General features: G+C 71.3%; 22 protein-coding genes and 1 pseudogene. 15 read left to right on the forward strand and 8 right to left on the reverse strand.

All coding sequences use genetic code 11. The annotated features are described in order from the left end of the window. Positions 1-62 precede the first annotated feature (62 nt). From ACQPZW_RS38220 to ACQPZW_RS38230, 3 genes and pseudogenes are all read left to right on the forward strand, one after another. A pseudogene (locus tag ACQPZW_RS38220) lies at positions 63-1328 on the forward strand (M14 family metallopeptidase); the annotation flags it as partial. 249 nt (positions 1329-1577) lie between these two features. Beyond that, a complete protein-coding gene (locus ACQPZW_RS38225; protein ID WP_433790893.1) occupies positions 1578-2372 on the forward strand; it encodes a S1 family peptidase in 795 nt (264 codons plus the stop codon). Between the two features lie 133 nt (positions 2373-2505). Continuing rightward, positions 2506-3021 carry a pyridoxamine 5'-phosphate oxidase family protein gene (locus tag ACQPZW_RS38230; RefSeq protein WP_433797737.1) on the forward strand — a complete coding sequence of 172 codons (516 nt, stop codon included), beginning with the start codon at positions 2506-2508 and terminating at the stop codon, positions 3019-3021. A 2-nt stretch (positions 3022-3023) separates the two neighbouring features. Here the strand turns inward: ACQPZW_RS38230 and ACQPZW_RS38235 are convergent, their stop codons facing one another. Continuing rightward, the gene (locus ACQPZW_RS38235; protein ID WP_433790894.1) at positions 3024-3578 is read right to left on the reverse strand and encodes an NADAR family protein; all 555 of its coding nucleotides are present in this window, start codon (positions 3576-3578) and stop codon (positions 3024-3026) included. A 44-nt stretch (positions 3579-3622) separates the two neighbouring features. Continuing rightward, the gene (locus ACQPZW_RS38240; protein ID WP_433790895.1) at positions 3623-4618 is read right to left on the reverse strand and encodes a glycoside hydrolase family 26 protein; all 996 of its coding nucleotides are present in this window, start codon (positions 4616-4618) and stop codon (positions 3623-3625) included. Between the two features lie 280 nt (positions 4619-4898). On the opposite strand from ACQPZW_RS38240, the gene ACQPZW_RS38245 reads away from it, so the two are divergent. After that, entirely contained in the window at positions 4899-5225 is a 327-nt protein-coding gene (locus tag ACQPZW_RS38245; RefSeq protein WP_433790896.1) for a hypothetical protein, read from the forward strand. A gap of 49 nt (positions 5226-5274) precedes the next feature. Here ACQPZW_RS38245 and ACQPZW_RS38250 read toward each other — a convergent pair whose 3' ends face one another. Further along, positions 5275-7101, reverse strand: coding sequence for an AMP-dependent synthetase/ligase (locus ACQPZW_RS38250; RefSeq protein ID WP_433790897.1), 1827 nt, complete (start codon positions 7099-7101; stop codon positions 5275-5277). Positions 7102-7212: 111 nt separating this feature from the next. Beyond that, the gene (locus ACQPZW_RS38255) at positions 7213-8418 is read right to left on the reverse strand and encodes a TetR/AcrR family transcriptional regulator (RefSeq protein ID WP_433790898.1); all 1206 of its coding nucleotides are present in this window, start codon (positions 8416-8418) and stop codon (positions 7213-7215) included. A 114-nt stretch (positions 8419-8532) separates the two neighbouring features. Here ACQPZW_RS38255 and ACQPZW_RS38260 point away from each other — a divergent pair, with 114 nt between their 5' ends. The 3 genes from ACQPZW_RS38260 to ACQPZW_RS38270 all read left to right on the forward strand — a co-directional run bounded on the left by ACQPZW_RS38260 (position 8533) and on the right by ACQPZW_RS38270 (position 12744). After that, entirely contained in the window at positions 8533-9747 is a 1215-nt protein-coding gene (locus ACQPZW_RS38260) for an acetyl-CoA C-acetyltransferase (protein ID WP_433790899.1), read from the forward strand. Positions 9748-9761: 14 nt separating this feature from the next. Further along, complete coding sequence (locus ACQPZW_RS38265) at positions 9762-11906, forward strand: 3-hydroxyacyl-CoA dehydrogenase NAD-binding domain-containing protein (RefSeq protein ID WP_433790900.1); 2145 nt, start codon at positions 9762-9764, stop codon at positions 11904-11906. Between the two features lie 151 nt (positions 11907-12057). Continuing rightward, on the forward strand, positions 12058-12744 hold the full coding sequence (locus tag ACQPZW_RS38270) for an aminoglycoside phosphotransferase family protein (protein ID WP_433790901.1): 687 nt from the start codon (positions 12058-12060) through the stop codon (positions 12742-12744). Positions 12745-12894: 150 nt separating this feature from the next. On the opposite strand, the gene ACQPZW_RS38275 is transcribed toward ACQPZW_RS38270, so the two are convergent. Continuing rightward, positions 12895-14646, reverse strand: coding sequence for an ABC transporter ATP-binding protein (locus tag ACQPZW_RS38275; RefSeq protein ID WP_433790902.1), 1752 nt, complete (start codon positions 14644-14646; stop codon positions 12895-12897). Positions 14647-14751: 105 nt separating this feature from the next. Between ACQPZW_RS38275 and ACQPZW_RS38280 the strand changes: the two genes are divergently transcribed. The 8 genes from ACQPZW_RS38280 to ACQPZW_RS38315 all read left to right on the forward strand — a co-directional run bounded on the left by ACQPZW_RS38280 (position 14752) and on the right by ACQPZW_RS38315 (position 23764). Further along, entirely contained in the window at positions 14752-16095 is a 1344-nt protein-coding gene (locus ACQPZW_RS38280; RefSeq protein WP_433790903.1) for an AMP-binding protein, read from the forward strand. A gap of 37 nt (positions 16096-16132) precedes the next feature. Beyond that, the gene (locus ACQPZW_RS38285; RefSeq protein WP_433790904.1) at positions 16133-18385 is read left to right on the forward strand and encodes a putative bifunctional diguanylate cyclase/phosphodiesterase; all 2253 of its coding nucleotides are present in this window, start codon (positions 16133-16135) and stop codon (positions 18383-18385) included. Positions 18386-18428: 43 nt separating this feature from the next. After that, entirely contained in the window at positions 18429-19205 is a 777-nt protein-coding gene (locus tag ACQPZW_RS38290; RefSeq protein WP_433790905.1) for a metallophosphoesterase, read from the forward strand. A 41-nt stretch (positions 19206-19246) separates the two neighbouring features. Then, on the forward strand, positions 19247-19486 hold the full coding sequence (locus tag ACQPZW_RS38295) for a hypothetical protein (protein ID WP_433790906.1): 240 nt from the start codon (positions 19247-19249) through the stop codon (positions 19484-19486). A 140-nt stretch (positions 19487-19626) separates the two neighbouring features. Then, positions 19627-20607, forward strand: a complete 981-nt coding sequence (locus ACQPZW_RS38300; RefSeq protein ID WP_433790907.1) for an efflux RND transporter periplasmic adaptor subunit — start codon at positions 19627-19629, stop codon at positions 20605-20607. Continuing rightward, positions 20604-21296: an ABC transporter ATP-binding protein gene (locus tag ACQPZW_RS38305; RefSeq protein ID WP_433790908.1), complete on the forward strand. Its 693-nt coding sequence runs from the start codon at positions 20604-20606 to the stop codon at positions 21294-21296. Before ACQPZW_RS38300 ends, ACQPZW_RS38305 begins: the two co-directional genes overlap by 4 nt. Continuing rightward, entirely contained in the window at positions 21293-22588 is a 1296-nt protein-coding gene (locus tag ACQPZW_RS38310) for an ABC transporter permease (RefSeq protein WP_433790909.1), read from the forward strand. Before ACQPZW_RS38305 ends, ACQPZW_RS38310 begins: the two co-directional genes overlap by 4 nt. 186 nt (positions 22589-22774) lie before the next feature. Then, positions 22775-23764 carry an ABC transporter substrate-binding protein gene (locus tag ACQPZW_RS38315; protein ID WP_433790910.1) on the forward strand — a complete coding sequence of 330 codons (990 nt, stop codon included), beginning with the start codon at positions 22775-22777 and terminating at the stop codon, positions 23762-23764. Between the two features lie 28 nt (positions 23765-23792). Here ACQPZW_RS38315 and ACQPZW_RS38320 read toward each other — a convergent pair whose 3' ends face one another. Genes ACQPZW_RS38320 through ACQPZW_RS38330 form a run of 3 tightly spaced genes read right to left on the reverse strand, consistent with a single transcriptional unit; the run spans position 23793 to position 26534 of the window. Next, complete coding sequence (locus ACQPZW_RS38320; RefSeq protein WP_433790911.1) at positions 23793-24548, reverse strand: pseudouridine synthase; 756 nt, start codon at positions 24546-24548, stop codon at positions 23793-23795. Beyond that, positions 24517-25536: an SMC-Scp complex subunit ScpB gene (gene scpB, locus ACQPZW_RS38325; protein ID WP_433790912.1), complete on the reverse strand. Its 1020-nt coding sequence runs from the start codon at positions 25534-25536 to the stop codon at positions 24517-24519. Before scpB ends, ACQPZW_RS38320 begins: the two co-directional genes overlap by 32 nt. Further along, the gene (locus ACQPZW_RS38330) at positions 25533-26534 is read right to left on the reverse strand and encodes a segregation and condensation protein A (RefSeq protein ID WP_433790913.1); all 1002 of its coding nucleotides are present in this window, start codon (positions 26532-26534) and stop codon (positions 25533-25535) included. Before ACQPZW_RS38330 ends, scpB begins: the two co-directional genes overlap by 4 nt. Between the last annotated feature and the right edge of the window lie 115 nt (positions 26535-26649).

The following is a 26649-nucleotide window of genomic DNA, read 5'->3' on the forward strand; positions in this document are numbered from 1 at the left end:
TGCTGGCCTTCAATGTCTGGGGGTTTGCTGTGAGCACCATTCCCCAGATCCGGAGGTCGTTCATGAGACGACGGTCCCTCGCGGCGCTCGCCGCGGTCACGTTCTGCGCGGCCGCGGCCATCTCCGCCTCCTCCCCCGCCGGCGCCGGGGTCGCCTCCGAGCCCGCCCCGCCCGGTGAGTACGAGATCTACGACGTCCGCACGCTGGGCCAGCGCAACGTCATCTCCCGCACCGGCGCCGCCATCGAGGACGTCGAGCACGGCGTCGCGACCGTCACCGCCACCTCCGGCGAAGTGACCAGACTGCAGCGCCTGGGGTTCACCGTCGAGCCCGTGGTACGCACCCTCGACTTCCCGCCCGCCGACTCGGCCTACCACAACTACGCCGAGACGGTCGCCGAGATCAACGCGGCGGTGGCCGCCTACCCGGCGATCGCCAGCAAGCGCGTGATCGGCAAGTCGTACGAGGGCCGCGACATCGTGGCCGTCAAGATCTCCGACAACGTCGGCACCGACGAGTCCGAGCCGGAGGTCCTCTACGACGCCAACCACCACGCTCGCGAGCACCTGACCGTCGAGCAGGCGCTCTACCTGCTCGGGCAGTTCACCAAGACGTACGCGACCGACACCCGGGTCAAGAACGTGGTCGACACCCGCGAGATCTGGATCATCCCGATGGTGAACCCGGACGGCGTCGAGTACGACATCGCGTCCGGCAGCTACCGGTCGTGGCGTAAGAACCGGCAGCCCAACAGCGGCTCCAGCAACGTCGGCACCGACCTGAACCGTAACTACAGCTACAACTGGGGCTGCTGCGGCGGCTCGTCCGGCAGCACGTCCTCGGCCACCTACCGTGGCCCGTCGGCGTTCTCCGCCCCGGAGACCCGGGTCATCCGGGACTTCGTGAACAGCCGGGTGGTCGGCGGCGTCCAGCAGATCAAGGCGGCGATCGACTTCCACTCGTACTCGAAGCTGGTGCTGTGGCCGTACGGGCACACCACCGCGAACACCGCGACCGGCATGAACGCCGACCAGGCCAACACGTTCGCCACCCTGGGCCGGCAGCTCGCGGCGACCAACGGCTACACCCCGCAACAGTCCAGCGACCTCTACATCACCGACGGCGACTCACTCGACTGGCTGTGGGGCGTGCACAAGATCTTCGCCTTCACCTTCGAGCTCTACCCGGGCAGCTCGGGCGGCGGCGGCTTCTACCCGCCGGCCAGCGTGATCCCGACCGAGACGGCCCGCAACCGGACGGCGGCACTGATGGTGGCCGAGGCCGCGGACTGCCCCTACAAGATCATCGGCAAGCAGGCCACGTACTGCTAGCCGGCACTCCAGATAGGCGCTCTTCCAGGCGGTGAACCTCTCACCGCACTCGGCCTGCGCGGCGCCGACGATCCGCTCCGGATCGTCGGTGGCCGCCAGGCCGAAGTGCGTCTCCGGCCACCTCACGAGATCGTCGTCGGCGAAGCGGTGGCAGGTCACCCGCCCACGATATAAGCGACACGGGATGTTTATATCCATTAACGTCAATGGCATGCTCGGTGCACCCCCAGACAGAGGAGTACCGAGATGCGCAGATGGCGAACCCTTCTGGCGATGCTGGCCGCGGTCGTCACCGCCGCCACGATGTCCCCCAACCCGGCACAGGCCGCGGCTGACGACCCGGTCGTGCCGTACGTCGTCGGAGGCAGCCGGGCCGCGCTCGGCGAGTTCCCGTTCATGGTGCGGCTCTCGATGGGATGCGGCGGCGCGCTCTACAGCCCCACCCTCGTGCTGACCGCCGCGCACTGCGTCAGCCGGACCGGCGCCAACACCTCGATCACCGCCACCTTCGGCGCCATCGACCTGCAGTCGAGCAGCCGCGTGACCCGCAAGTCGAACTACGTCTACCGGGCGCCCGGCTACAACGGCAACGGCGACGACTGGGCGTTCATCCGCCTGGCCAGCCCGGTCAGCGGCGCCAACATCGCCACCCTGCCGATCACGACGTCCACGGCGTACGACACCGGCACCTTCACCATCGCGGGCTGGGGCGCCGCCAGCGAGGGCGGCTCGCAGCAGCGCTACCTGCTGAAGGCCACCGTGCCGTTCGTCAGCGACTCCACCTGCAACTCCAGCAGCATGTACGCCGGCCAGGTGATCGCCGCCGAGGAGATCTGCGCCGGTTACACCGCCGGCGGCGTCGACACCTGCCAGGGTGACTCCGGCGGCCCGATGTTCCGCCAGGGCGCGTCCGGCTGGGTCCAGGTCGGCATCGTCAGCTGGGGCGACGGCTGCGCCCGCCCGAACAAGCCGGGCGTCTACACCCAGGTCAGCTACTTCTCCTCGGCCATCCGCTCCGCCGCCACCTCCCTCGGCGGCTGACCCTCTCCTCTGATCCTCGGGTTCTCCGGGACACCGGGCGTCCTCCACGCGGAGGGCGCCCGGTGTCTCCATTCCGGAGGCGGAGGGCGCCCGGTGCCCCCTGTCCCGGCACGGAGGACGCCCGGTGTCTCATATCCCGATGACGACCAACCCGTGGCTCGCCGGCCCGTCCCCCACCCGTCGCCTGGAGCGAGACCGCCTCGAAGAGCGCATCCTCAACCTGCTCTCCTCGCAGAACATGTGCGTCATCGCCACCACGGCCCGCGACGGCAGCCCGCACGCCACCCCGGTCCGCTACTTCCACCTCGGGTTCGAGCTCGTCTTCACCGCTCTCGGCGCCTCGCCGAAGATCCGCAACCTGCGCGCCGACCACCGCGTCTCGGCCGGTGTCTTCGCCCCGCTCGTCGGCCAGGCCAGCAGCCGCGGCGCCCAGCTCTTCGGCACGGCCCGCGTCCTCGAACCCGGCGACCCGGATTTCGGCGACTACTGGCCGGTGGTGCGCTGGCAGTCCGACCACGTCGAGCGCTCGCGCTCCCTGGACGAGCCGCCGCTGGGCACGATCGCCGTCATCACCGCGGACCGTATCGTCTACACCGAGCACTGGCTGCGCCGGGACGGCTACGCCCCACGACAGACGCTCCACCTCTGAGCTCAGGCATCCGCCAGCTGCTCGCGGACCCGCATCAGGGCGAAACCCAGGAGATTCAAACCCCTCCAGCGGTACGGGTCACCCGCGCGCGGGTCGTCGGCGGCCAGCCCGATCCCCCAGATCCGGTCGAGTGGGCTCGCCTCCACGAGAACCCGCCGCCCGGTGGTGACCAGATAATCGCGCAGCGCCGGGTCCTGCCCGAACTTGGCGAGGTTGCCGGCCACCACGATCGGGCTGCGGTGCTCGTTCCACACGGCCTGATCGAACCCGGACACCAGCCCGCCGAGCCGCTTCGCCTGATGAGGGTGCGGCGCGGCCAGGATCCGCTCGGCCGACGCGGTGTCGCCGAAGAGCACCGCCTTGCGCCACATCATGTAGTGCTCGGCCGTGGCGAAGGTCCGCCCGTCCACCTCGAACGTTCCCGGCCACCACTGACTCAGGCAGCCGGCGCCGACCGTGCCGTCCCGCTCGGGCTCGTGCTTCCAGAAATAGAGAAACTTGATCTTCTGCCCCGTCGCCCAGGCGGACGCGAGGCCTGTGACGTCGTCGAAAGGCATGTCCGGCAGTCTGCCCGCCCGGACCGTCCCGGCGCCTGTCATTTTCAGCCGTTGAAGTGCGGGTCCCGGGCCATCGCGCGGTAGGCGGCCAGCGACGACGGATCGGTGTCGAAGCGGAAGTCGTGGTCGGTGCCCTCCTGGATGTCGGTGTCGAACCAGACGACCGCGCCGACGGCCGGATTGTCCTCGACCCAGGTGTGCAGCCGTTTGATGTAACCCGCCTTGTCCCGCACCGCGGCGGTCTCGCTCAGGATGATCGGCTTGCGGTCGCCGTAGCGGCGGGTGACCGGCCCGAACAGGGTGGCCGGTGACTCGCCGTAGAAGTTGTAGCCGGAGACCCCCACCCAGTCGACGTGGTCGTCACCCGGGTAGTAGCGCTCCATCCGGTTCCAGGAGACGTCCGGCGAGGAGTTCCAGTTGGGGCTCCAGACCCAGGACACGTTGGTGGCGCCCTGCTCGGCGAAGATCCGGTGCAGGCGGCGCCACACCCGTACGTAGCCGGCCGGGTCCCGGCCGTTGCCCGCTCCGGACCAGCCGAACCAGTCGCCGTTCATCTCCCAGCCCCAGCGCAGCAGGATCGGGCGGTCCATGCCCTTGAGCTTGCGTGCCACCGAGCGGATCGTGGCGTCCGAGCCGCCGTCGAGGATCCCGGCCCACGGCGCGCCGTGCCAGGAGACCATCAGCAGGCTGTGGTCGGCGACGTCCGGCTCGGCGGTGGGCACGTAGCCGTCCCACGGGTAGAAGCGGTGGACGATCCGCTGCTCCCGGCCCAGTTGCTCACGGCGCAGGGCGAGGCTCTGACGCAGCGTCCGCCCGCCCAGCGCCAGGTAGGAGCCGAGCATGACGCCGGGTTCGGCCGACACGGACGGGGACGCGGAGACGGACGGCGAGGAGGACGGGGTCGGCGCGGTCGTGGTGAGCGCGGACCCGAGCCGCTGGGTGGCGGCCGGGCTCGGGGCGGCCGGAGGCGGCTGCGACGACGTGCCACAGCCCGCCGTGCCGGTCAGGGCCAGCAGGGTCAACAGCTGACGGCGTTTCAAGGCGGCACCCGCTTTCCGGTTCGTGACCGCAGCGATCTTGCCGCAATCGCGCCGGAACGAAGTCAGCCGAACGGCCGGTGACCAGGAAGAACATGACCGAGCACACAGCGAATAACCGGCACTTAGCCCATGTCCGTCATGGTCGGCTGAACGGTGCGAACCAGTGGGCCGAATGGGCTACCGGCTTCGGTTCTCCTCCCCCGCCACCGCCCGGCGCGTAGGTTTTCCGTTGCCGGGACGCCATGCCGGCGCCCCGGAACCTACGGGGAAGGACAGAACGATGAACCTTCGCAAGAGCTGTGCCATGGCCGCCGGAACGCTCTTTCTGGCCAGTGCCGGAATCATCGGCGTGACCGCACCGGCCGCCGCGACGCCGGCGCCCGCCACGCAGACCGTCCAGCCGAGTGACCCCTGGCCGAGCAAGGCCTTCCGCAAGGGCTACCGGGACGGCCGCAAAGACGGCTGGCGTGAGGCTCGGGACGAGTGTGATAGCCCGGCCAAGGCGATGCTGAAGATGCGCAGCTACGGCGAGTCGGAGTACATGCGTGGCTACGAGGAAGGCTGGGAGCGCGGCTACGCCGAGGGCTTCGAGGAGTTCTGCTACTGAGGTTGTCCGGGCCGGCCGGAACCCCACGGGGTTCCGGCCGGATCCCATGTCAGCCGTAGAGGGCGCCGATCTCGTCGGCGTAGCGGTCCTGGATGATGCGGCGCCGCAGCTTCAGCGTCGGCGTGAGCTCACCGGACTCGGGACTCCAGCCCCGCGCCAGCACCCGATAGGTCTTGACCTGCTCGGGACGGGACAACCGGCTGTTGGCGGCGGCCACCGCGGCGTCGATCTCGGCACGCAGCACCGGTTCGTCGGCGAGCTCGGCGACCGTCGTGGCGGGCAGGCCCCTGGAGCGGGCCCAGAGCGGTGCGATCTCCTCGTCGAGGACGATCAGGGCGGTGACGTACGGCCTCCGGTCGCCCACCGCCACCGCCTGCGCGATCAGGGGGTGCGCCCGCAGCAGGCTCTCGATCCGGGCGGGTGAGATGTTCTTCCCGCTCGAGTTGATGATCAGCTCCTTCTTGCGGTCGGTGATGGTCAGGAAGCCGTCGTCGTCGAGCACCCCGACGTCCCCGGTGGCCAGCCACCCGTCGGCGTCGGTTATCGGCTCGACGCCTCCGTCGGCGCGCAGGTAGCCGGCGCTGACCAGCGGTCCGCGCACCAGGATCTCGCCGTCGGCGGCCAGCCGGATCTCCATCCCGCCGTTGGGCCGCCCGACCGACCCGGTACGGAAGCTCTCCGGTGTGTTGATCGTGGCCGTGCCGGTGGTCTCGGTCATGCCCCACACCTCGAGCACCTCGATCCCGATGCTCGCCAGGTATCGCAGGATCGCGACCGGGATCGGCGCGGCCCCGCTGCCCGCCCACCGCATGGCGTCCAGGCCGAGCTTGGCGCGCAGCGGCTTGAGAATCCGCGCGTCGAGGGCGGCGTGCTCGGCTGCCAGCCCGGCCGGGATCGGCTGCCCGGCCTCGCGCAGCCGGTGGACCTCGGTGGCCACGGCCCGGGCGGAATCGACCGCGGCCCGCACCGGCGGGTCGGCGGCGGCCAGCTGTCCCTGCACGCCGGCGACCATCTTCTCCCAGATCCGGGGCACGCCGAAGAACGACACCGGCCGCACCGTCACCAGGCCGGCGAGCAGGCGCGTCGGGTCGGGGCAGATGGTGACGTGCCCGGCCCGGTAGACCGGGTTGTAGACGCCGAGGATCCGTTCGGCGATGTGCGCGAGCGGAAGGTACGCCAGGGAGCCGGCGTGGTCCGGGGTGTCGATCGTGTTCTGCATGACGACGCACTGGTAGAGCACGTTGTGGTGGGTGAGCACGACACCTTTCGGATCACCGGTGGTGCCGGAGGTGTAGAGGAGCGTCACGGGCTGCTCCGGGCGTACCTCCCGCCAGGTCTTCTCGAAGGCGCCCGGGTCGGCCTGGTGTGCGGCGGCGCCCCGGATGCTGACGTGCCGCAGCGAGAGGATCCGGCCGTCCGGGTCGTCGGCGGCCCGGTCGACCACGACAACCCGGCGGATCTCCGGGACCTCGTCGAGGATCGACTGCCACCGCTCCAGCGCGGCGTCGTCCTCCAGCACGACGATCCCGGCCCGCGAGTGGCGGGCCAGGTAACGCAGCTGGTCGGTGGCGAGGGTCGCGTAGACGGTGGAGGGGATCGCCCCGAGTGACGTCGCGGCCAGGTCGATCAGCCAGTGCTCGGGACGGCCGGACATCATGATCAGCAGGCGGTCGCCGGAGCCGAGGCCGAGGTCGGCCAGGCCGCGGGACAGCACGGCCACCTCGTCACGCACCTGGCGCCAGGTCAGCGTGCCGGCCGAGCCGAGCAGGCTGAGGGCGGGCAGATCGGGGAACTCGGTGGCGTTGCGGTGCAGCAGAGCGGGAATCGTGAGGTCGCGGGCCATGTCGGCGCACCGCTGCTCGAGGGCGGGATCCATGAGCTGCCTCCTGGGAGAGCCGAGGACGGACGGCTATGGCGCGACTGTAAACGCGCACTAACTTCCCGGGAAGACCTGATGCGAATCCAGCTTAACTTCTTCAGGTGTTGATCAGGCTTTGAGCACCGTCAGCATCAGGCGGATGAGGTGCCTGTCCATGCCCGAGCGCCGATCGAAGCGGACGAGCCGGCTCAGATCGGTGACCAGGTTGAGCCCGGCGTGCACCAGGACCCGGGCCTCCGGCACGGCCAGCCCGGGACGCAGCCGGCCGAGCAGGCGCACCCACTCCTCGACGTGCAGCCGCTGCATCTTGCGCAGCTCATGCCGGTCGGCCCGGGGCAGGTTGTTGTTCTCCGCGAGGTAGACCGAGACGAGGGCGCTGCGCTCGAAGGTCAACTCCACGTAGGACTCGGCCATCCGGCGCAGCGCGTCCTCGTCGCCGGTGGCGCCGGCCAGAGCGGCCGTGGTGGACTCGGTGACCCGCTCGGAGGCGCGGTAGAAGGCGGCGGCCAGGATGTCCGCCTTGCCGGGAAAGTAACGATAGACGCTTGACGCGTTGATCCCCGCGGCCCGGCCGATGTCCTCCACCCCGACCGCGTGGTATCCGTGCCGGTGAAACAGCTTGATCGACTCGGTCAGGAGGATCTCCCGCCGCGCGGTCACCCCCATCGTCGGCTCGGGCGGCGGGTACGCCGAGTCCGGCGACACCGGGGTGGCCGGCTCGTCGCGCAGCACCGCCCACGCCACCCGGCGCAGCACCGCCTCGGCCCGGCCACGCGCGATCGACGCCCGGTGCGTGCCCAGGCTGCCGAAGACACTGAGCGCGGCCCGGACCAGTGCGTACGTGTCCCGGGCGGTCAGCTCCGGCCGCACCTCGCGCAGCGGGCCGGCCAGTCGCGCCGCCAGCGTGCTCAGCCGGGCCAGGAACTCCTCACGGTGCTCCGGCTCCAGATAGCGCCACTCCCACTGATAGAGCCCGGCCACCCGGCGGTGATCGACGGCGAGCCGGGCCAGCACCGCGAGCAGGCGGTCGAGTCGCTGCTCCGGATCGCCGTCGTCGGGCAGGCCGGTGGCGGTCAGCACGGTCTCGACCAACTGGCGGGTGGCGTCCACCAGCATCGCGTACTTGTTGGGGAAATGCCGGTAGATGGCCGGGCCGCTGATGCCGACCGCCGTGGCGATCTCGTCGAGGCTCACGCCGTGGTAACCGCGCTCGCAGAACATCTCGGCCGCGGCCAGGGCCAGCTGCGACTTGCGGTTCTTGGGGCGTTTGCGAACCTCTGTCGGTGCCGGTTCGCCGGCCGCGGCGACGCTCATGCGAGACAGCCTAACGGTGATCTGTGGTTCGCCCGACCTTTGACTTCGTATCCTTGACACCTAGCGGAAACATCGGCAAAAGTTAGTCGCAATTCGCATGCAGGGGAGCTGTCGATGACGACCGAGGCCTATCTGTACGACGCCGTGCGCACACCGCGCGGCCGGGGTAAGAAGAACGGAGCCCTGCACGGGGTCAAACCCATCTCGCTGGTGGTCGGGCTGATCGACGAGCTCCGCCGCCGTCTCCCGTCGGTCGACCCGGCCGACATCGAGGACGTCGTGCTCGGCGTGGTGTCCCCGCTCGGCGACCAGGGCTCCGACATCGCCAAGACCGCGGCGCTCGCGGCGGGCCTGCCCTACCAGACGGCCGGCGTCCAGCTCAACCGCTTCTGCGGCTCGGGTCTGGAGGCGGTCAACATCGCCGCACAGAAGGTGCGCTCCGGCTGGGAGGACCTGGTCCTCGCCGGCGGCGTCGAGTCGATGTCGCGGGTGCCGATGGGATCCGACGGCGGCGCCTGGGCACTGGACCCGGAGACCGCGCTGGCCACCGACTTCATCCCGCAGGGCATCAGCGCCGACCTGATCGCCACGATGGACGGGTTCAGCCGGGAGGACGTCGACGCGTTCGCCGTCGGCTCCCAGCAGAAGGCGGCACGCGCCTGGGAGAACGGCTGGTTCGACCGCTCGGTCGTCCCGGTCCGCGACCGCAACGGCCTGCTCGTCCTCGACCGCGACGAGCACATCCGCGCCGACAGCACGGTGGAGAGCCTGGGCAGGCTGCCGGCCTCCTTCGCCACCATCGGCGACCAGGGCGGCTTCGACGCCGTGGCCCTGCAGAAATACCACTGGGTCGAGAAGATCCACCACGTGCACAGCGCGGGCAACTCGTCCGGCATCGTGGACGGCGCGGCCCTCGTCATGATCGGCTCGGAGCGGGCCGGGCAGCGCGCCGGCCTCACCCCGCGCGCCCGGATCGTGTCGGCGGCGCTCAGCGGCGCCGACCCGACGATCATGCTGACCGGCCCGGCGCCGGCCGCCCGCAAGGCGCTCGACAAGGCCGGTCTCACCGTCGACGACCTCGACCTGGTCGAGATCAACGAGGCGTTCGCAGCGGTCGTGCTGCACTTCATCGACGACCTCAAACTCGACCCGGAGAGGGTCAACGTCAACGGCGGCGCGATCGCCATGGGCCACCCGCTGGGCGCCACCGGCGCCATGATCCTCGGCACCCTCGTCGACGAGCTGGAGCGGCGCGGCGGCCGGTATGGCCTGGCCACGCTCTGCATCGGCGGCGGCATGGGCATCGCCACCATCGTCGAACGGCTCTGAGGGGAATCACGTCCATGACCGACACCATCCGCTACGACCGCGGTGACGACGGCGTCGTCGTGCTCACCCTCGACGACCCGAGCCGCGGCGCCAACACCATGAACGACGCGTATGTGGCCAGCATGGAGGCGACCGTCTCCCGGCTGGAGGCCGAGCGCGAGCAGATCACCGGCGTCATCATCACCTCGGCGAAGAGCTCGTGGTTCGCCGGCGGCGACCTGGACCAGCTCGGCTCGGTCCCGGCCGACCGCGGCCAGGACGTGTTCGACCTGTCCACCAAGGTCAAAGGTCAGCTGCGGCGGCTGGAGACCCTGGGTCGGCCGGTCGTCGCCGCGATCAACGGGTCGGCCCTGGGCGGCGGCCTGGAGCTGGCGCTGGCCACCCACCGGCGGATCGCGCTGAACAACCCGAAGACCGAGATCGGCCTGCCCGAGGTCACCCTCGGTCTGCTGCCGGCCGGGGGCGGCGTGGTCCGTACCGTCCGGTTGCTCGGCATCGCCACCGCCCTGCTGGAGGTGCTGCTCAAGGGCACCCGACACCGCCTCGCCAAGGCGAGGCAGCTGGGCCTGGTCGACGAGATCGTGGACACCCCGGAGCAGCTGATCACCGCGGCTCGTGAGTGGATCGCGGCCAACCCGGAGGCGGCCCAGCCCTGGGACACCAAGGGGTACAAGATCCCCGGCGGCACCCCGTCCACGCCGGCGCTCGCCGCGATGCTCCCGGCCTTCCCGGCCAACCTGCGCAAGCAGCTCAAGGGGGCGAACTACCCGGCGCCGCGCAACATCCTGGCCGCCGCCGTCGAGGGCGCCCAGGTCGACGTCGACACCGCGTTCGTCATCGAGACACGCTACTTCGTCGAGCTGGTCACCGGGCCGGTCGCGAAGAACATGATCAAGGCGTTCTTCTTCGATCTCAACGAGGTGGGCCGGCGCGACATCGGCGAGGTCCCGCCGATCACCAAGGTGGCCGTGCTCGGCGCCGGCATGATGGGCGCCGCCATCGCGTACGTCTCGGCCCGCTCCGGCCTGCCCGTCGTGCTGCGAGACGTGTCCCTCGACGGCGCACTGCGCGGCAAGGGCTACTCGGAGAAGCTGGTCGCCAAGGACGTCGCCCGCGGCCGGATCACCGAGGCCAAGGGGAAGGCCCTGCTCGACCTGATCACCGCCACCGACCAGATCGCCGACCTGGCCGGCGCCGACCTGGTGATCGAGGCCGTCTTCGAGGACCCCGCGCTCAAGCACAAGGTGTTCGCCGAGATCGAGGGCGTCGTCGCACCGGACGCGCTGCTCTGCTCCAACACGTCCACGCTGCCGATCACCCAACTCGCCGAGGGTGTCAGCCGCGAGGCCGACTTCATCGGCCTGCACTTCTTCTCCCCGGTCGACAAGATGCCCCTGGTCGAGGTGATCAAGGGCGAGAAGACGGGCGATCTGACGGTACGCCGTGCGCTCGACGTGGTCCGCAGACTGCGCAAGACGCCGATCGTGGTGAACGACAGCCGCGGCTTCTTCACCAGCCGGGTGATCGGCACCTTCACCAACGAGGGCATCGCGATGCTCGCCGAGGGTGTGGCGCCGGCCAGCATCGAGCAGGCCAGCAGCCAGGCCGGCTACCCGGCCCCGGTGCTGCAGCTGATGGACGAGCTGACCCTCACCCTGCCCCGCAAGATCCGTAACGAGTACCGTGCCGCGGCCGCCGCGGCCGGCCAGGATCTCGGGACCCACCCGGCTGACGAGGTGATCGACCGGATGATCGACGAGTTCGGGCGGCCCGGCCGCTCCGGCGGAGCCGGCTTCTACGAGTACACCGACGGCAGGCGCACCGGGCTGTGGCCGGGCCTCTCCGCCTTCGCCAAGCCGGACGTCACGATCCCGTTCGAGGACCTCAAGGAGCGGCTGCTCTTCATCGAGGCGATCGAGACCGTGAAATGCCTGGACGAGGGGGTGCTGCTGTCCGTGGCCGAGGCCAACATCGGCTCGATCTTCGGCATCGGCTACCCCGGCTGGACCGGCGGCGTCCTGCAGTACATCAACCAGTACGAGGGCGGTCTGCCCGGTTTCGTGGCCCGTGCCCGGGAGCTGGCCGACCGCTACGGCGACCGGTTCACCCCGCCGCCGCCGCTGGTGGCCAGGGCCGAGGCCGGGGAGACCTTCGTCTGACGCCGATCGCGTGATCCGTGTCTCGTGGCCGCCATCAGGGGCCACGAGACACGGACCTGCATGATTTCCTTCTTCCGGCAGCTTCCGGTCGGACAAGAAGCCGATGCATGATCGATGATCTCCGGACTACCGTCCACCCCGGAGGTTGATCATGAACATCGACGCGGAGTTACCCGGCGTCCCGATCGAGGAACCCTGGGCTCCCGCGGTACGGGCCCTGCTGCGACATCTGGAGAAATCGGACTTCGACGGCGCCCCACCCGTCGACGGCAACGCGACCGGCGCCGCCCTGCCCTGGCCCGAGTGGACCCGCGAGGACGACACCCTGTGGCAGGTCGCCCAGTGGCTACGCGAGTACCACGAGGCGGTCGCCGACTTCGTGCCTCCCGCCGACGCGCACTGGCGCAAAGGCGGCGCCTGGGAACCCGGCCTGATCATCGGGCACAACGACGCCGCGCCGTACAACGCGACCCGCGCCGGCCGCCGCCTCACCGGCTTCGTGGGCTGGGACTTCGCCGGCCCGGTCAGCCGCGACGCCGACCTCGCGTTCACCGCCTTCGCGTGGGTGCCGCTCACCGCCCACAGCGACGCCACGGCCGACGGCTGGACCGACCTCACCGACCGCCCCCGGCGCCTGCGGATGCTGCTCGACGCGTACGGCTGGCGAGGCACCGCCGCCGACATGATCCGCGAGGTCCGCGACCGGATCAGCGCCGCCATCCACGACATCCGCCGCCTGGCCACCGACGGCGACCACGACTGCCGCGAGCTCATCCACTCCGGTCACGACCTGCGCCTGGCCGCCGCCGTCAAGGAACTGGCCGCCTTCCCCGGCTGACGGCCCACCGGGGCTCCCACCCTGCCGACGGCAGCTGCCGGTGGGACCACCCCGAGGCACCGCGGAAGTACGGTCCACCCCTCCCCCGCCGCACCACCCACTTCCGTGGCTCCCGCGCGGGACGGCGTGGGCTGCGGTGGGGCGGCGGGGTCAGCCGTACCTCTGCAGGGTCTCGGTCTGCGCCGCCAGGCGTCGGTAGTAGGGGCTGGTGATCAGCAGCTCGCCGTGGGTGCCGGCGGCCGTGACCTCGCCGCCGTCGACGACCAGGATGCCGGTGGCGGAGCGGACGGTGGAGAAGCGGTGCGCGATGACCATGAGGGCGCACACCTCGGCGACCTCGTGCAGGGCGGTGGTGAGGGCGCGTTCGCTGTCCGGGTCGAGGTGGGCGGTCGGCTCGTCGAGCAGGATCAGGTCGGGGCGGGCGAGCAGGCAGCGGGCGATGGCGACGCGCTGGCGCTGACCGCCGGAGAGGCGGCGGCCGTGGTCACCGAGCGGGGTGTCGAGGCCGGCCGGGAGGTCGGCGGCGACCCGGGTCAGGCCGGTCATGGCCAGGACGCGGCGGATCTCACCATCGGTGACCGGGCCGGCGCCGTAGAGCAGATTGTCACGGAGCGTTCCGGCGAGCAGGGGGCTGTCCTGCTCGACCAGGCCGACCGAGGCGCGATGCCGGGCGTACGGGGTGAACCGTGCATCCCGACCGTGCAGCAGCACCGACCCGCGATCCGGCTCGTAGAACCGCTCCGCCAGCGCGAAGATCGTCGACTTGCCGGCGCCGGACGGCCCGACCAGGGCCACCTGCCCGCGGGCCGGCACCGCGAACCCGACACCGCGCAGCACCGGACGGCCGGGCCGGTAGCCGAACCAGACGTCGCGGAACTCCAGCACCGGCCGGGCCCGCCGGGCGCTGCCGCCGACCACGGCGACCGCGACCGGCCGGTCCCGTTCCACCGGCAGGGCCAGCACCTCGTTGATCCGCTGCAACGCCCCGGAGCCCTGCTGGACCGCGCTGACCGCCTGGAAGATCTCGAAGACGGGCGCGGCGAGATAGGTCATGGCGAGCGTGAACGCGACCAGATCACCGAGAGTCATCGCACCGGACGACACCCGGTCGGCGCCGAACAGCAGCACCGCCAGGAACGCGCCGCTGACCGCCAGGTCGTTGGCCGGGCCGCTGAGCGCCACCATGCCGGCCATCCGCAGGTTCGCCAAGTAGGCGCGGCCGGCCGAGGTGTCGAGGCGCTCGGCTTCGAGGGGCTCGGCCCGGCAGGCGCGGACCAGGCGGATGCCGCCGAGCGCCCGTTCCAGGTCGGCCAGGAGCGCGCCCTCGGCGTTCTGGGCGGTACGCGAGGCGATCCGCACCCGGCGCACCACGGCCAGCAGTGCCCCGAACGAGCTGCCGAACAGCACGATCACGGTGGCCAGCAGCCACGGGTCCAGCCAGCCGAGCAGGACGACGGCGGCGGCCAGCCCGACCACGCCGGCCAACCCGGTGCCGAGGCTCTGCGCGATCAACGTCTTCACCACGGTGGTGTCGCCACACGCGCGGGCGATCAGGTCACCGATGCGGCGGTCGTCGAACGCGGCGATCCGTACGCGCAGCAGATGCCCGGTCAGGGTGCGGCGCAGATCACGGATCATCGTCTCGCCGGTGTGCGCCTGCACGTACCGGGCCAGCGCGAGAGCCGACGCCTGCGCGGCGAACAGCGCGGTCAGCGCGCCGAGCACCGGCCACCGCAGATGCCCGGCGACGGCACCGTCGACCGCCTCGCGTGCCAGCAGCGGCTGGGTGAGCGCCAGCAGGGTGCCCAGGAGGCTGAGGGCGGCGGCGCCGGCGATCGGGCCGCGATAGCCGCGTGCCAGCCGGCCCAGGTCCCGCCATCCGGCCATCACGTCCCCTCTCACCAGGAGATCCGACGGTAGGCAGGCGCCCTGGAGAGCGACAACGGCCGGGACCGCGATGCCAGCGCGGCAAGAGGGCGGGCGGTCGCCCTTTCGTAGGATCCGGTCATGCGCCTGCTCGCCTCGCTGCACGAGTCCGCCGATCTGCCGGATGCGGTGGTCACCCCGTCGGGCTCGCTGTCCCGTCACGACCTACTGGAACAGGCCTCCCACCTCGCCGGCCGGATCCAGGGCGCGCCGATCGTGGCCGTGGAGGCGACACCCGACGTGTCCACTGTCGTCGCGGTGACCGGGGCGCTGCTGGCGGGCGTCCCCATCGTGCCGATCCCACCGGACGCCGGCGACCTGGAACGGCGGCACATCCTGCGGGACTCCGGCGCGGCCGTGATGATCACCAGGTCCGGCATGACCGAGTTGTCGCCCGGCCGGGATCGCGTCGACGGCGCACTCGTGCTCTACACCAGCGGCACCACCGGCGCGCCCAAGGGTGTGGTCGTCTCCGCCGAGGCCATCGCCGCCGACCTCGACGCCTTGGCGGAGGCCTGGCAGTGGACGGCCGGCGACACCCTCGTCCACGGCCTGCCGCTCTACCACGTGCACGGCCTGGTCCTCGGCGTCCTCGGCCCGCTGCGCCTGGGATGCCGGCTGATCCACACCGGGCGTCCCACCCCGCAGGCGTACGCCACGAATCCCGGCACCCTGTACTTCGGCGTACCCACCGTCTGGTCGCGGATCGCCGCCGACCCGTCCGCCGCCCGCGCCCTCACCCCGGCCCGTCTGCTCGTCTCCGGCAGCGCTCCGCTCCCGGTTCCGGTCTTCGACGCCCTGGCCACCCTGACCGGCCGGTCCCCGGTCGAGCGCTACGGCATGACCGAGACCCTGATCACGGTGAGCGCCCGCGCCGACGGGGAACGCCGCCCCGGTCACGTCGGGCTGCCCCTGCCCGGCGTCAGCACCCGCCTGGTCGACGAGTCCGGCGCGCCCCTGCCGTCGGACGGCGCGACCATCGGCCATCTGCAGGTCCGGAGCCCGACCCTGCTCGACGGCTACCTGAGCCCCGACGGGGTGCGCCCACCCGACCTCACCGACGGCTGGTTCCCGACCGGCGACGTCGCGACCGTGGCACCGGACGGCTGGCACCGGATCGTCGGCCGGGCCTCCACCGACCTGATCAAGACGGGCGGTTACCGCGTCGGCGCCGGCGAGGTGGAGGACGCCCTGCTGCTGCACCCGGCCGTCCGGGAGGCCGCCGTCGTCGGTGTCGCGCACCCCGATCTGGGCGAGCAGATCACCGCGTTCGTGGTCGCGGCCCCGGTCACACCGGCCGAGCTGATCGACTTCGTGGCCGGGCGGCTGGCCGCGCACAAACGCCCGCGGGTCGTGCACCTCGTCGGCAGCCTGCCCCGCAACGCCATGGGAAAGGTGCAGAAGAGTTTGCTCCTCGCGGATTGACTCAACCGGTGGCGGTCCCTTGCCGATCTCTCGGCTCGTGACGAGACCATCGATTCGCCCGGCCTCCGCCGTGCTCGCCGTCGCGACGCTCTGGCTGCTGGCCGCGGTCGCGGTCGGCGCCGCCGGAACGCTGTGGCCGGTCCCGCCGTGGGTGCTCTGGCCGGCCGCGATCGGCGCGACCGCCACCGCGGCGGTGTCCTGCGGGATCGCGGCGGCCACCGGGCAGCCGGTGGTCCAGGCCTTCTGGCGGCGGATCGGCCGGACGTGGGTGTGGCTCACCGTGGGTGGCGCCCTGCAACTGGGCAACCGGCTGTTCCTCGATCACTCCGAGGCGCTGAACCCGGTGGCCGGCGCCTGTTTCGCGGTCGCGGCCGGGTACGCGATGGTGGCCGTCATACGCCTGCCGCATCCCCGCCGCACGTGGCGGGCGGCCCTGGCCACCTTCCTCGACATGGCGATCGTGGCGACGGCCGCGGCCATAGTCTTCAGCCACTTCCTGTGGCATGCCGAGAACCCGGCGGTCGGCGACACGGCCACCGCCACGTTCCTGCTCATCGTGATGATCACCGGGTCGGCCGCGGTGGCCGCGGTCATCAAGGCCGGTGTCACCGGCGCCGGTCCCGCGCTGGCGCCCGCGCTGTGGACGCTCGCTCCGATCGGGCTGCTCTCCCCGGTCACCTGGATGCTCGCGCCGGTGCTGGCCCCGTGGCCGCACCTCGACCCGGCCGTCGCGTCGCTGCCGGTGTCCAGCATGATCGTCACGGTCGCCGCCTGGGTGCAGGCACGGGTCAACTCCGGCCGGACCGTCGGCCGGCGGCCCCGCGGCGCGCGGCAGTGCCGGGCGTGGCGCCGGATCAGCCTGGTGCCGTACGTCGCGGTGGCCTCGGTCGCCACGCTCCTGATCGTGGTGACCCTCCGGGAGGGCTTCCTGACGCCCGGCCTGGCCGGCGGCTCCGTGGTGCTGACCGTGCTCGTGGTGACCCGTCAGCTCACCGCCCTGCTGGACAACGCGGTGCTGCTGGACCGGCTGGAGGACCAGGCGCACCACGACGACCTGACCGGACTGCCGAACCGGCGCCTGTTCACCGCGACGCTCGCCCGCCGCGCCACGCCGACCACGGTCGCGGTCTGTGACCTGGACGGGTTCGCGGCTCTCAACGACCGGCTCGGCGACGAGACCGGGGACGCCCTGCTGCGCGCCGCGGCCGAGCGGGTCACCGCGGTCACCGGCACGGACGCGGTGGTGGCCCGGCTGCTCGGCGACGAGTTCGGCGTGCTGGCCCCGGGCGGCGACACCGGACTGGCGGAGGCGCTGGTGGACGCGTTCCGTACGCCGCTGCGGGTGGACACCCGTGACCTGCTGGTGACGGTGACCGCCGGGGTCGCGACCGGCGACGGCGACGAGGTGCCGGATCTGCTGCGCCGTGCCGAGCTGGCGTTGCAGGCTGCCAAGTACACCGGCGCCGACCGGGCCCGGGAGCACACCAGCGCCCTGGACGCCACCGCCCAGCACCACGCCGAGCTGGCCGCCGCTCTGCGCCGTGGCCTGGAGGCGGGCGAGTTCCGTCTGCTCTACCAGCCGATCGTGGAGCTGCCGAGCGGCGAGGTGACCGGCGTCGAGGCGCTGATCCGCTGGCATCCGGTGGACCAGCCGGTGATCTCGCCGGCCGAGTTCATCCCGGTAGCCGAGCACAGCGGCCTGATCATCGATCTGGGCGCGTGGATCCTCGACCAGGCCTGCGCCGACGCGGCGATCTGGCAGCGGGAGCACGGCGCCGCCGGGCCCCGGGTCAACATCAACGTGTCGGCACGGCAGCTGCTCGACCCGGACCTGCCCGGCCTGGTGGCCGCCACCCTGCACCGGCACGGGCTCGCCCCGGACCGGATCACCATCGAGATCACCGAGACCGCGGTCTTCGCCGGTGGCGCGGCCCTCGAGACGGTACGCGAGCTGCGCGAGCTCGGTGTCGGTCTGGCCCTCGACGACTTCGGGACCGGGCACAGCTCGCTGACCCTGCTGCGCACCTGCCCGGTCACCACGCTCAAGGTGGACAAGTCGTTCATCGACGATCTGAACGGCACCGCCGAGCAGGAGGCGATCGCGTCGTCGCTGAGCACGATCGCCAGCACGCTCGGGCTGCGGGCGGTCGCCGAGGGGGTGGAGACCCGCGATCAGGCCGACCGTCTGCACGCGCTCGGCTACCGCTACGCGCAGGGCTTCTACTTCGCCCGTCCGGTGCCGGCCGCCGACATCGCCGCGCTGCTCACCGCACCGGCGCTCACCCCGTGACCCTCAACACCATCGACACATCGAAGGGCTATAGTCCCGGGCCGTGCGCCCCCTTTTCGCCGCCAGCGACATGCACGGCCATCGTGCCGAGTTCCGGGCCGCCCTGCGTGACTCCGGGCTGATCGACAGCTCCGGGGACTGGTGCGGCGCCGACGCCCGTCTGTGGCTGCTCGGCGACTACTTCGACCGTGGCCCGGACGGTGTCGGGGTCGTCGACGACATCCGCCGGATCACCGGGCAGGCCGCCGCGGCGGGCGGCGAGGTGGGCGCGCTGCTCGGCAACCACGAGGCGCATCTGCTGGCCGCGCACCGGTTCGGGGTGGCGCCGGTGCCGGGCTGGGCGGCCCGTGCCGACGGCTACTGGGGCGCCTGGATGACCCTCGGCGGCCGCGAGGACGACATGCGGCGACTGACCGGGGATCATCTGGCCTGGATGCGGGCGCTGCCGGCGATGGCGCTGGTGGACGGTCACCTGCTGATGCACTGCGACAGCACGCGCTACCTGGAGTTCGGCGACACCGTGGAGACGGTCAACAAGGCGGTCGCCGGGCATCTGGCCGGGACCGATCCGCGCGAGTGGCTGACGTTCTGCTTCCTGGTGAGCGGTCGCGGCGAGCTGCATTCGCCGGAGGCCGCCGACTTCCTTCTCGCCGCCTTCGGCGGTTCGCTCATCGTCCACGGTCACAGCACGTTGATCAGCAGCTTCGGCCTCAGCCGGGCGGAGGCGAGACGACCTCTCCGGTACGGCGGAGGCCGTGTCCTGGCCATCGACGGCGGCGTGTTCGAGGGCGGCGACCTGCTCGTCACGCGCCTGATCTGATCGCACGGTGTGGACGCCCCGGACAGGGGTACGGTGCGGAAGTGATCTGTTCGTGTCCGGAGTGCGGGGCGGCCGGCGTGCCACTGATCTTCGGGTTGCCGGTGGCCGAGGCGCAGGCCGCCGCCCGCCACGGGGAGCTGGCCCTGGGTGGCTGCACGATGCCCGTGCGGCCACCGAACTGGGAATGCCCCCGCGGTCACCGGTGGCGTGACGCCGACGAGATCGGCTGGGACGAGCGGTTGCTGGCGGTGCTCGTCGCGCACGGCTATCCGGAGGACTGAGCCCCGGCGCACCACGGCGACTTCCCGGCCGGCCGCTCGTCCACGGTGGCGACCATACGGTACCGTTCTGCCGCGCCGGCTCACAGGCACCACCTTCGATGCCGGGCATGTCCGCCAATCGAAGCTGAACGGGGTACCGGGTGAAGAGACGTGTGGGTGTGGTGGCCGCTTCGGCCGTCACGCTGGTCCTCAGTGGCTGTACGTCCGACGACGCGACGTCGCAGACACCGGAGCTGGAGGGCCGGGGCACCGTGCTCACCACCGTGCAGCCGGCCCGCCAGGATCTGACCAACCAGATCAGCCTCAACGGCAAGGTGTCCATCAACCCGGTCTTCGGCATCGTTGCTCCGGGCGAGGGCGAGCTCCGGTTCACCGAGCGCCAGCCGACCACCGTGGCGGTCAGCCGGGACACCTGGGTGGCGACCGTCTGGGACGGTGACACCCCGCGCAAGGTGTACGTGCCGGAGGGCACGATCATGGCAGGCCGCCTGATGGACGACCGGAGCCCGGTGTCGAAGGGCATGCCGGTGGTGTCCGCCCGGCACGTCGGGTACGGCATCACGGCCGACATCGACAGCGCTCAGGCGTACCGGATCTCGGGCGCGGTCAAGCAGATCAAGGCACAGATCAAGAACGGTCCCGGCCCGTTCGACTGCGCTCCGGTGGGCACCATCGCGGCGCTGCCGGCCGGCACGTTCCCGGAGCCGGAGCCGGTCGCGACCACCCCGCCGAAGGTGAATCCGTCGGCCGCGCCACCGGTGGTCACCGAGACCAGGCCGCCGGCCGCCGCGCCGGAGGGCTCCGAGGCGACCGGTCTGCGGCTGGTCTGCACGGCCCCGGCCAAGGTACGGCTGATCAACGGCTCCGACGTCACCCTGGACGTGATCACCGGCCGGGCCACGGACGTCATGGTGCTGCCGGTCGAGGCGGTCGCCGGGCTCCAGGGCAAGGGCAAGGTCGACATCGTCGGCGAGGACAGGCAACGTCGGACCGTCGACGTCGAGCTGGGCATCTCGGACGGCAAGGTCGTCGAGATCAAGAAAGGCCTGACCGGCAAGGAGACCATCGCTGTCCCGGGGCCGAACCTGCCCGTCCCGGAGGCCGGCGAGGTGACCGGGTGACCGCGCTGATCCAGCTCACCGGGATCACCAAGGTCCTCAAGGGACAGGAGCAGCCCCGGACCATCCTGGATGGGGTGAGCCTCGACGTGCATCCCGGGGAGAGCCTCGCCATCGTCGGCCGCTCCGGCTCCGGCAAGAGCACCCTGCTCAGCGTGCTCGGCCTCTTCGACCGCCCGGACCAGGGCACCTATCTGCTGTCCGGGCAGGACATCAGCCGGCTGCCGGAGCGCAAGGCCGCGAAGCTGCGCAGCTCCCACTTCGGCTTCGTGTTCCAGCGGTTCTTCCTGCTCAAGCACCTGACCGCCGCGCAGAACGTGGCGATGGCGCTGGTCAACGGCCAGGGCTGGCTGCCCCGCCGGCAGCGCAGGGCCAGGGTGATGCAGGCGCTCGACCAGGTCGGCATCGCCCATCTGGCGAAGAACCGTCCGGCCCGGATGTCCGGCGGCGAGCAGCAGCGGGTCGCGATCGCCCGTGCCCTGGTCCGCGAGCCGCGGATCCTGCTGGCCGACGAGCCGACCGGCGCCCTCGACACCGAGACCGGCGCGCTGGTGATCGACGCCCTGCAATCGGTGACGGCCCGCGGCTGCGCGCTGATCCTGGTCACCCACGACCGCGACCACGCCGCCCGGATGGGCCGCATCCTGCACCTCGACGCCGGGGTCCTGACCGAGCAGCTGGTCACCCGATGATGCGGCTCTCCGGGCGGGCCCGGTCGGCGCTGGTCATCGGGCTGCAGGGCATCCGGTCGCGCAAGACCCGGACCCTGCTGTCGATGGTCAGCCTCTTCCTCGGCGTGCTCGCCGTCGTGGTGGTGCAGGCCGGCGCCAGCATCGCGGAACGGGCGCTTCTCGCCGACATGGAGCTGTTCGAGGGCCTGGACGGCACCGTCGTGATGGACATCGGTGGCACGTCGCCGCAGCTGAGCACGGTGGTCACCACCACGGTCGCGGGCCGGGCCGACGCGGTGGCGATGACCGGCATGCAGGCGATCATCGGCGAGCCCGGGGTCCGGCCGGTGAACGAGGGCGGCGTGCCGCTGGACGGCTCGTGGGGCGACCCCGGACCCCCGATGACCTGCGACGAGACGGGCTGCCGGGAGTTGCCGGCCACCGAGACCGCGCCGAAGGGCCAGGCCATCGAGGTACGGCTGACCGCGCTCACCGGCGACGTCCGGCAGTACCGGCCGTACCGTCCGCAGTCGGGCGAGTGGCTCGACTTCACCACGATGCCGTCGCTGGCCCCACGCCTGGTGCTGAACAAGGCGGCGGCGTACGGCTTCGAGCAGTACCGGGTGCCCGCCGAGATGCGGGTGCCGGGCGCGGCGGCGAACATGACCCCGCACTTCGTCGGTGTGGTCGACGACGGCGATCAGCAGCCGCGTGCCTACGCCCGACTGGACGAGCTGAGCCACTGGGTGCCGGCCGCCCGGCTGATCGACCCGAACATGAGCGAGGTGCGGGTGCTGATGACCGCGGGCACCCCGGTCGAGCAGGTGTTGTCGGCGAAGTTGAAGGCGATCGGTGTGGAGCCGATCGTGCGTACCGTGAACTCCCGCGAGGACCAGGAGAAGGAGTTGGCCCTGATGCGGCTGGTCTTCCTGGCGATGGCCGGTCTCGTGCTGCTGATCGGCGTGGCCGGGATCCTGAACGTCGGCCTGGCCACGGTCGGTGAGCGGGTCGAGGAGTTCGCGCTGCGCCGGGCGGTCGGCACGCCGCGGGGTCTGCTGGCCGGGATCGTGCTGGCCGAGACCCTGATCACCGGCCTGCTCACCGCGGCCCTGGCGATCGGGGTGAGCGTGCTCGGGATGAAGGCGCTGGTGACGTTGGCCGGCGACTCGCAGCCGTTCCTGCAGGGCATGGAGTTCCCCTGGGACGCCGGCGTGGCCGGGGTGCTCGCCGGTCTGATCGCGGGGGTGCTCGGCGGGTTCGTCCCGGCCGTCCGCGCGGCCGGCATCCCGATCGCCACGGTGATGCGGGCCTGAGATCCCGGCGTCGGCGGATGCCCCCGATGCCGCCGATCACCTGAAAAATCAGCACTTAGCATTAGCCAAACAGTGAAGGCCGACAATTCAATAAGCGGGGTAGAACGACGAGAACGGCGTTGTTATCGTCAACATCCGTTCCGGGAATCGATCATCTTGATTCACCAACCCGACGGGGGCCCCGCCATGCACAGACGTTCTTTCGTGACCCTGTCCGCGGCGGGCCTGGGCTCGCTGCTGGCGGGCTGCGGCAAGGACGAGGAGCCGGGCGGCGTCGACCTGCGAAACCCACCGAAGGGCCCGATCGTCCTCGGTTTCTCGCAGGTCGGCGCCGAGGGCGGCTGGCGCCGGGCGAACACCGCCTCGATCAAGAAGGCGGCCGTGCGCAACCGCATCGACCTGAGCTTCAAGGACGCCGGGGGCGATCCGAAGAAGCAGATCGCCGACGTCCACTCGTTCATCGACGCGCGGGTCAACGTGATCGCGTTCGCCCCGGTGGTGGAGACCGGCTGGGGCGAGGTGCTGCGACGGGCCCGGGACGCCGGCATCCCGGTGGTGCTGACCGACCGCCTGATCGACGAGCCGGACACCTCGCTCTGGGCCAGCTCGATCGGCGCCGAGTTCGCCTCCGAGGGCAACCTGGCGGCCATCTACCTGGAGAACGACTACGCCGGCACGACCGGGACGGTCGACGTCGTGGAGATCCTCGGCGCGACCGGGGCGACCCCGACGAAACTGCGGGCCCAGGGTTTCGCCGCCACCGCCGCCAAGACCGGCCGCCTCAACATCGTCGACCAGGCGACCGGCGACTGGACCAAGGACGGCGGGCGGGCCGCCATGCGCAAGCTCCTGGACCGCAACAAGCGGATCGACGCCGTCTTCGCCCAGAACGACGACATGGGATTGGGCGCTGTGATCGCTCTCGAAGCGGCCGGAATGAAACCGGGAACAGAGCCGAAAATCGTCACCGTCGACGGCACGAAAGCGGCCCTTCAGGGACTCGCCGACGGCAAACTCACCTATGTCATCGAATGCAGCCCGGAAATCGGCGAGCCCCTCATGTCGGTGGTCGTCGACCTGTTCCACGGCGGGCGGGTGCCGAGACGGATCGAGTCCGAGAAGGCGGTCTTCGACGCGGAGAGCGCCGGCGAGGCCCTGCTCGACCGCACCTATTGAGGCCGGCAGGGCTCGCCACGACGACGGATCAGTCGCCGACAGCCTTGAACAGCGCCGCGACCTCGGCCGCCGACAGGTGACGGAAGCCGCCCGGCCGCAGGTCACCCAGACGGATCGGGCCCACCGCGGTACGGATCAGCCGGGTCACCGGGTGCCCGACGGCGTCCATCATCCGCCGCACGATGTGCTTGCGGCCCTCGTGCAGGACGATCTCCACCTGCGCGGTCTTGCCGATCGCGTCGACCAGGCGGAACGAGTCGACCTTGGCCGGGCCGTCCTCGAGCTCGATGCCCTTCTGCAGGGCGCGGCCGACGGTGCGCGGCAGCGGGCCGACCACCTCGGCCAGATACGTCTTGTTGATCTCGTACGACGGGTGCATCAGCTTGTGCGCCAGCCCGCCGTCGTTGGTGAACAGCAGCAGCCCCTCGGACTCGGCGTCGAGCCGGCCCACGTGGAACAGCCGCTGCTCGAAGTTGGCGCCGAGGAAGTCGGCCAGCTCGGTGCGGCCCTTCTCGTCGTCGAGGCTGGAGACGACGCCGCGCGGCTTGTTGAGCGCCACGTAGACGAGCTTGGTGTTGGTGATCACCCGCTGGCCGTCGACGTGGATCTCCGCGGTGGCGGGGTCGACCTTGTCGCCGAGTTTGGCGACCCGGCCGTTGACGGTGACGCGCCGCCGGAAGATCAGGTCTTCGCAGGCGCGCCGGGATCCAACACCGGCCGCAGCCAGGACTTTCTGGAGGCGTTCGGCGGTGTCAGCCTGAGGCATCGAGCACTTCTTCCACATCGTCGGGCAGGAACGGAGCGAGCGGCGGCAGCTGGTCGACCGAGTTGAGGCCCAGCTTCTCGAGGAACAACGGCGTCGTCCGGTACAGGTATGCCCCGGTTTCCGGCTCGGTGCCGACCTCCTCGATCAGGCCGCGAGTGACCAGCGTACGCATGACCCCGTCACAGTTCACACCGCGGATGGCCGAGATGCGGGATCTGGTCACCGGCTGCTTGTAGGCGACCACGGCGAGTGTCTCCAGGGCGGCCTGGGTGAGCCGCACGGACTGGCCGTCCAGCACGAACCGCTCGACGTACGCCGCGTACTCCGGACGGGTGTAGAGCCGCCAGCCGCCGGCCACCCGCCGCAGGTCGATGCCGTGCCCGGCCGCCGTGTAGCGCGCCGACACGTTCTCCAGCGTCCGCGCGATCCGCTCCACCGGCTGCTCCAGGACCTGCGCCAACTGCAACTCGCCTACCGGCTCGTCGACGACCAGCATGATCGATTCGAGCGCGGCGGCCAGCTCGGCGTCGTCCATCTCCACCACGACGGGGGTACGGGCCACGCTCTCGGCAACCGCGGGAACGTCGTCCCGGGGCCGCCGGGGCTGTGCCGGCACCGTCGCCACCGCCACCGGCCTGGGCTCCGGCTCCGTTCGTGTGATCTCCGGCTCGGCCTCGGGTTCGATCTCCGCGACCGGCTCCGCGTCGGGTTCCGGCTCGGGCTCGGGTTCGGGTTCGGCGTCGATCTCGGCGATCGGCTCGGGCTCGGCGTCGATCTCCGCGACCGGCTCGGGCTCGGCGTCGATCTCCGCGACCGGCTCGGGCTCGGCGTCGATCTCCGCGACCGGCTCAGGCTCGGGCTCGATCCCCGGCTCGGGCTCGGTGCCGGCCTCGGCCTCCATGGCCTCCGCCTGGTATTCGCGGTCCGGCTCCCGGTGCCGTTCCCACGGCGGCACCCACGCCGCCGCCTGGGCCGCAAGCGACTCCGCACGCTCCTCGCTGCTCATGATGTCTCCTCCACGGCCGCCGGGGCCTCGTCGTCACCCGTGCCAAGATCGCCATCCGGGGCGTCCGAGTCAAGCCGCGCGGCCGTGGGATCGTCCGAACCGGTATCGCCCTCTGCCGGTTTGCTGCCCTCGTAGTCGTCGACGTGCAGCTCGACGTCGCCGTCGCCACCGATCCACCGGACGGTCAGCTCGTCCAGCGAGACCGGCTGCTCGAAGTCGATCAGCCCTTCCCGGTAGAGCTCCAGCAGCGCCAGGAACCGGGCCACCACCTCGAGCGTGTTGTCACAGTCGGCGACGAGCAGGCCGAACGTGGCCACCCCGGCACGGCGCAGCCGGTCACGCAGCAGATTGGCATGCTCGCGGACACTGACCCGCACCTGGTGGATGTGGGCGATCGACACCTGCGGCGGCCCCGGTCTGGGCAGGAAGCTCTTCAGCGCCAACTTCAGCAGGCGTTGCGGCCCGATACCCAGCACCAGTTCGGGGAGCGCGTCCGCGTACCTCTGCTCGAGGGTGACCATCCGCGGCCAGCGACGCGCCCCGGTGGCCTCGAGCTCCGCGATGTGCGCGGCGGCCTCTTTGAAGGCCTTGTACTGCAGGAGCCGGGCGAAGAGCAGGTCGCGCGCCTCCAGCAGCGCCAGGTCCTCCTCGTCCTCGACCTCGGCGGCGGGCAGCAGCCGGGCCGCCTTGAGGTCCAGCAGGGTCGCTGCGACCAGCAGGAACTCACTGGTCTCGCCGAGGTCCCAGTCGTCGCCCATCGCGCGGATGTAGGTGATGAAGTCATCGGTCACCTGGTGCAGCGCGATCTCGGTGACATCCAGCTTGTGCTTGCCGATCAACTGCAGGAGCAGATCGAACGGGCCGGTGAAGTTGTCCAGCCGGACGGTGAATCCGCTGGTCTCCATCTCCACACCGGCGGGCGCGACGGCCGCGACGGCATCGCCGGAGTCCGGGGGCGGCAGCACGGGCTCTTCAAGCACGTGCCGACCGTAGACCATGCCTGTGACTAGTTCCTCCGGGTGCACGCTCTTCCAACGTCACAATCCCCGCGGGGTTGCTCCGCAGGGGGGTTACCGGCCGGTTACATTTCCTCGCGATCCCGGTTACGCTGCG

The organism is Actinoplanes sp. CA-252034 (genome assembly GCF_050956125.1).
Taxonomy (GTDB): Bacteria; Actinomycetota; Actinomycetes; order Mycobacteriales; family Micromonosporaceae; genus Actinoplanes.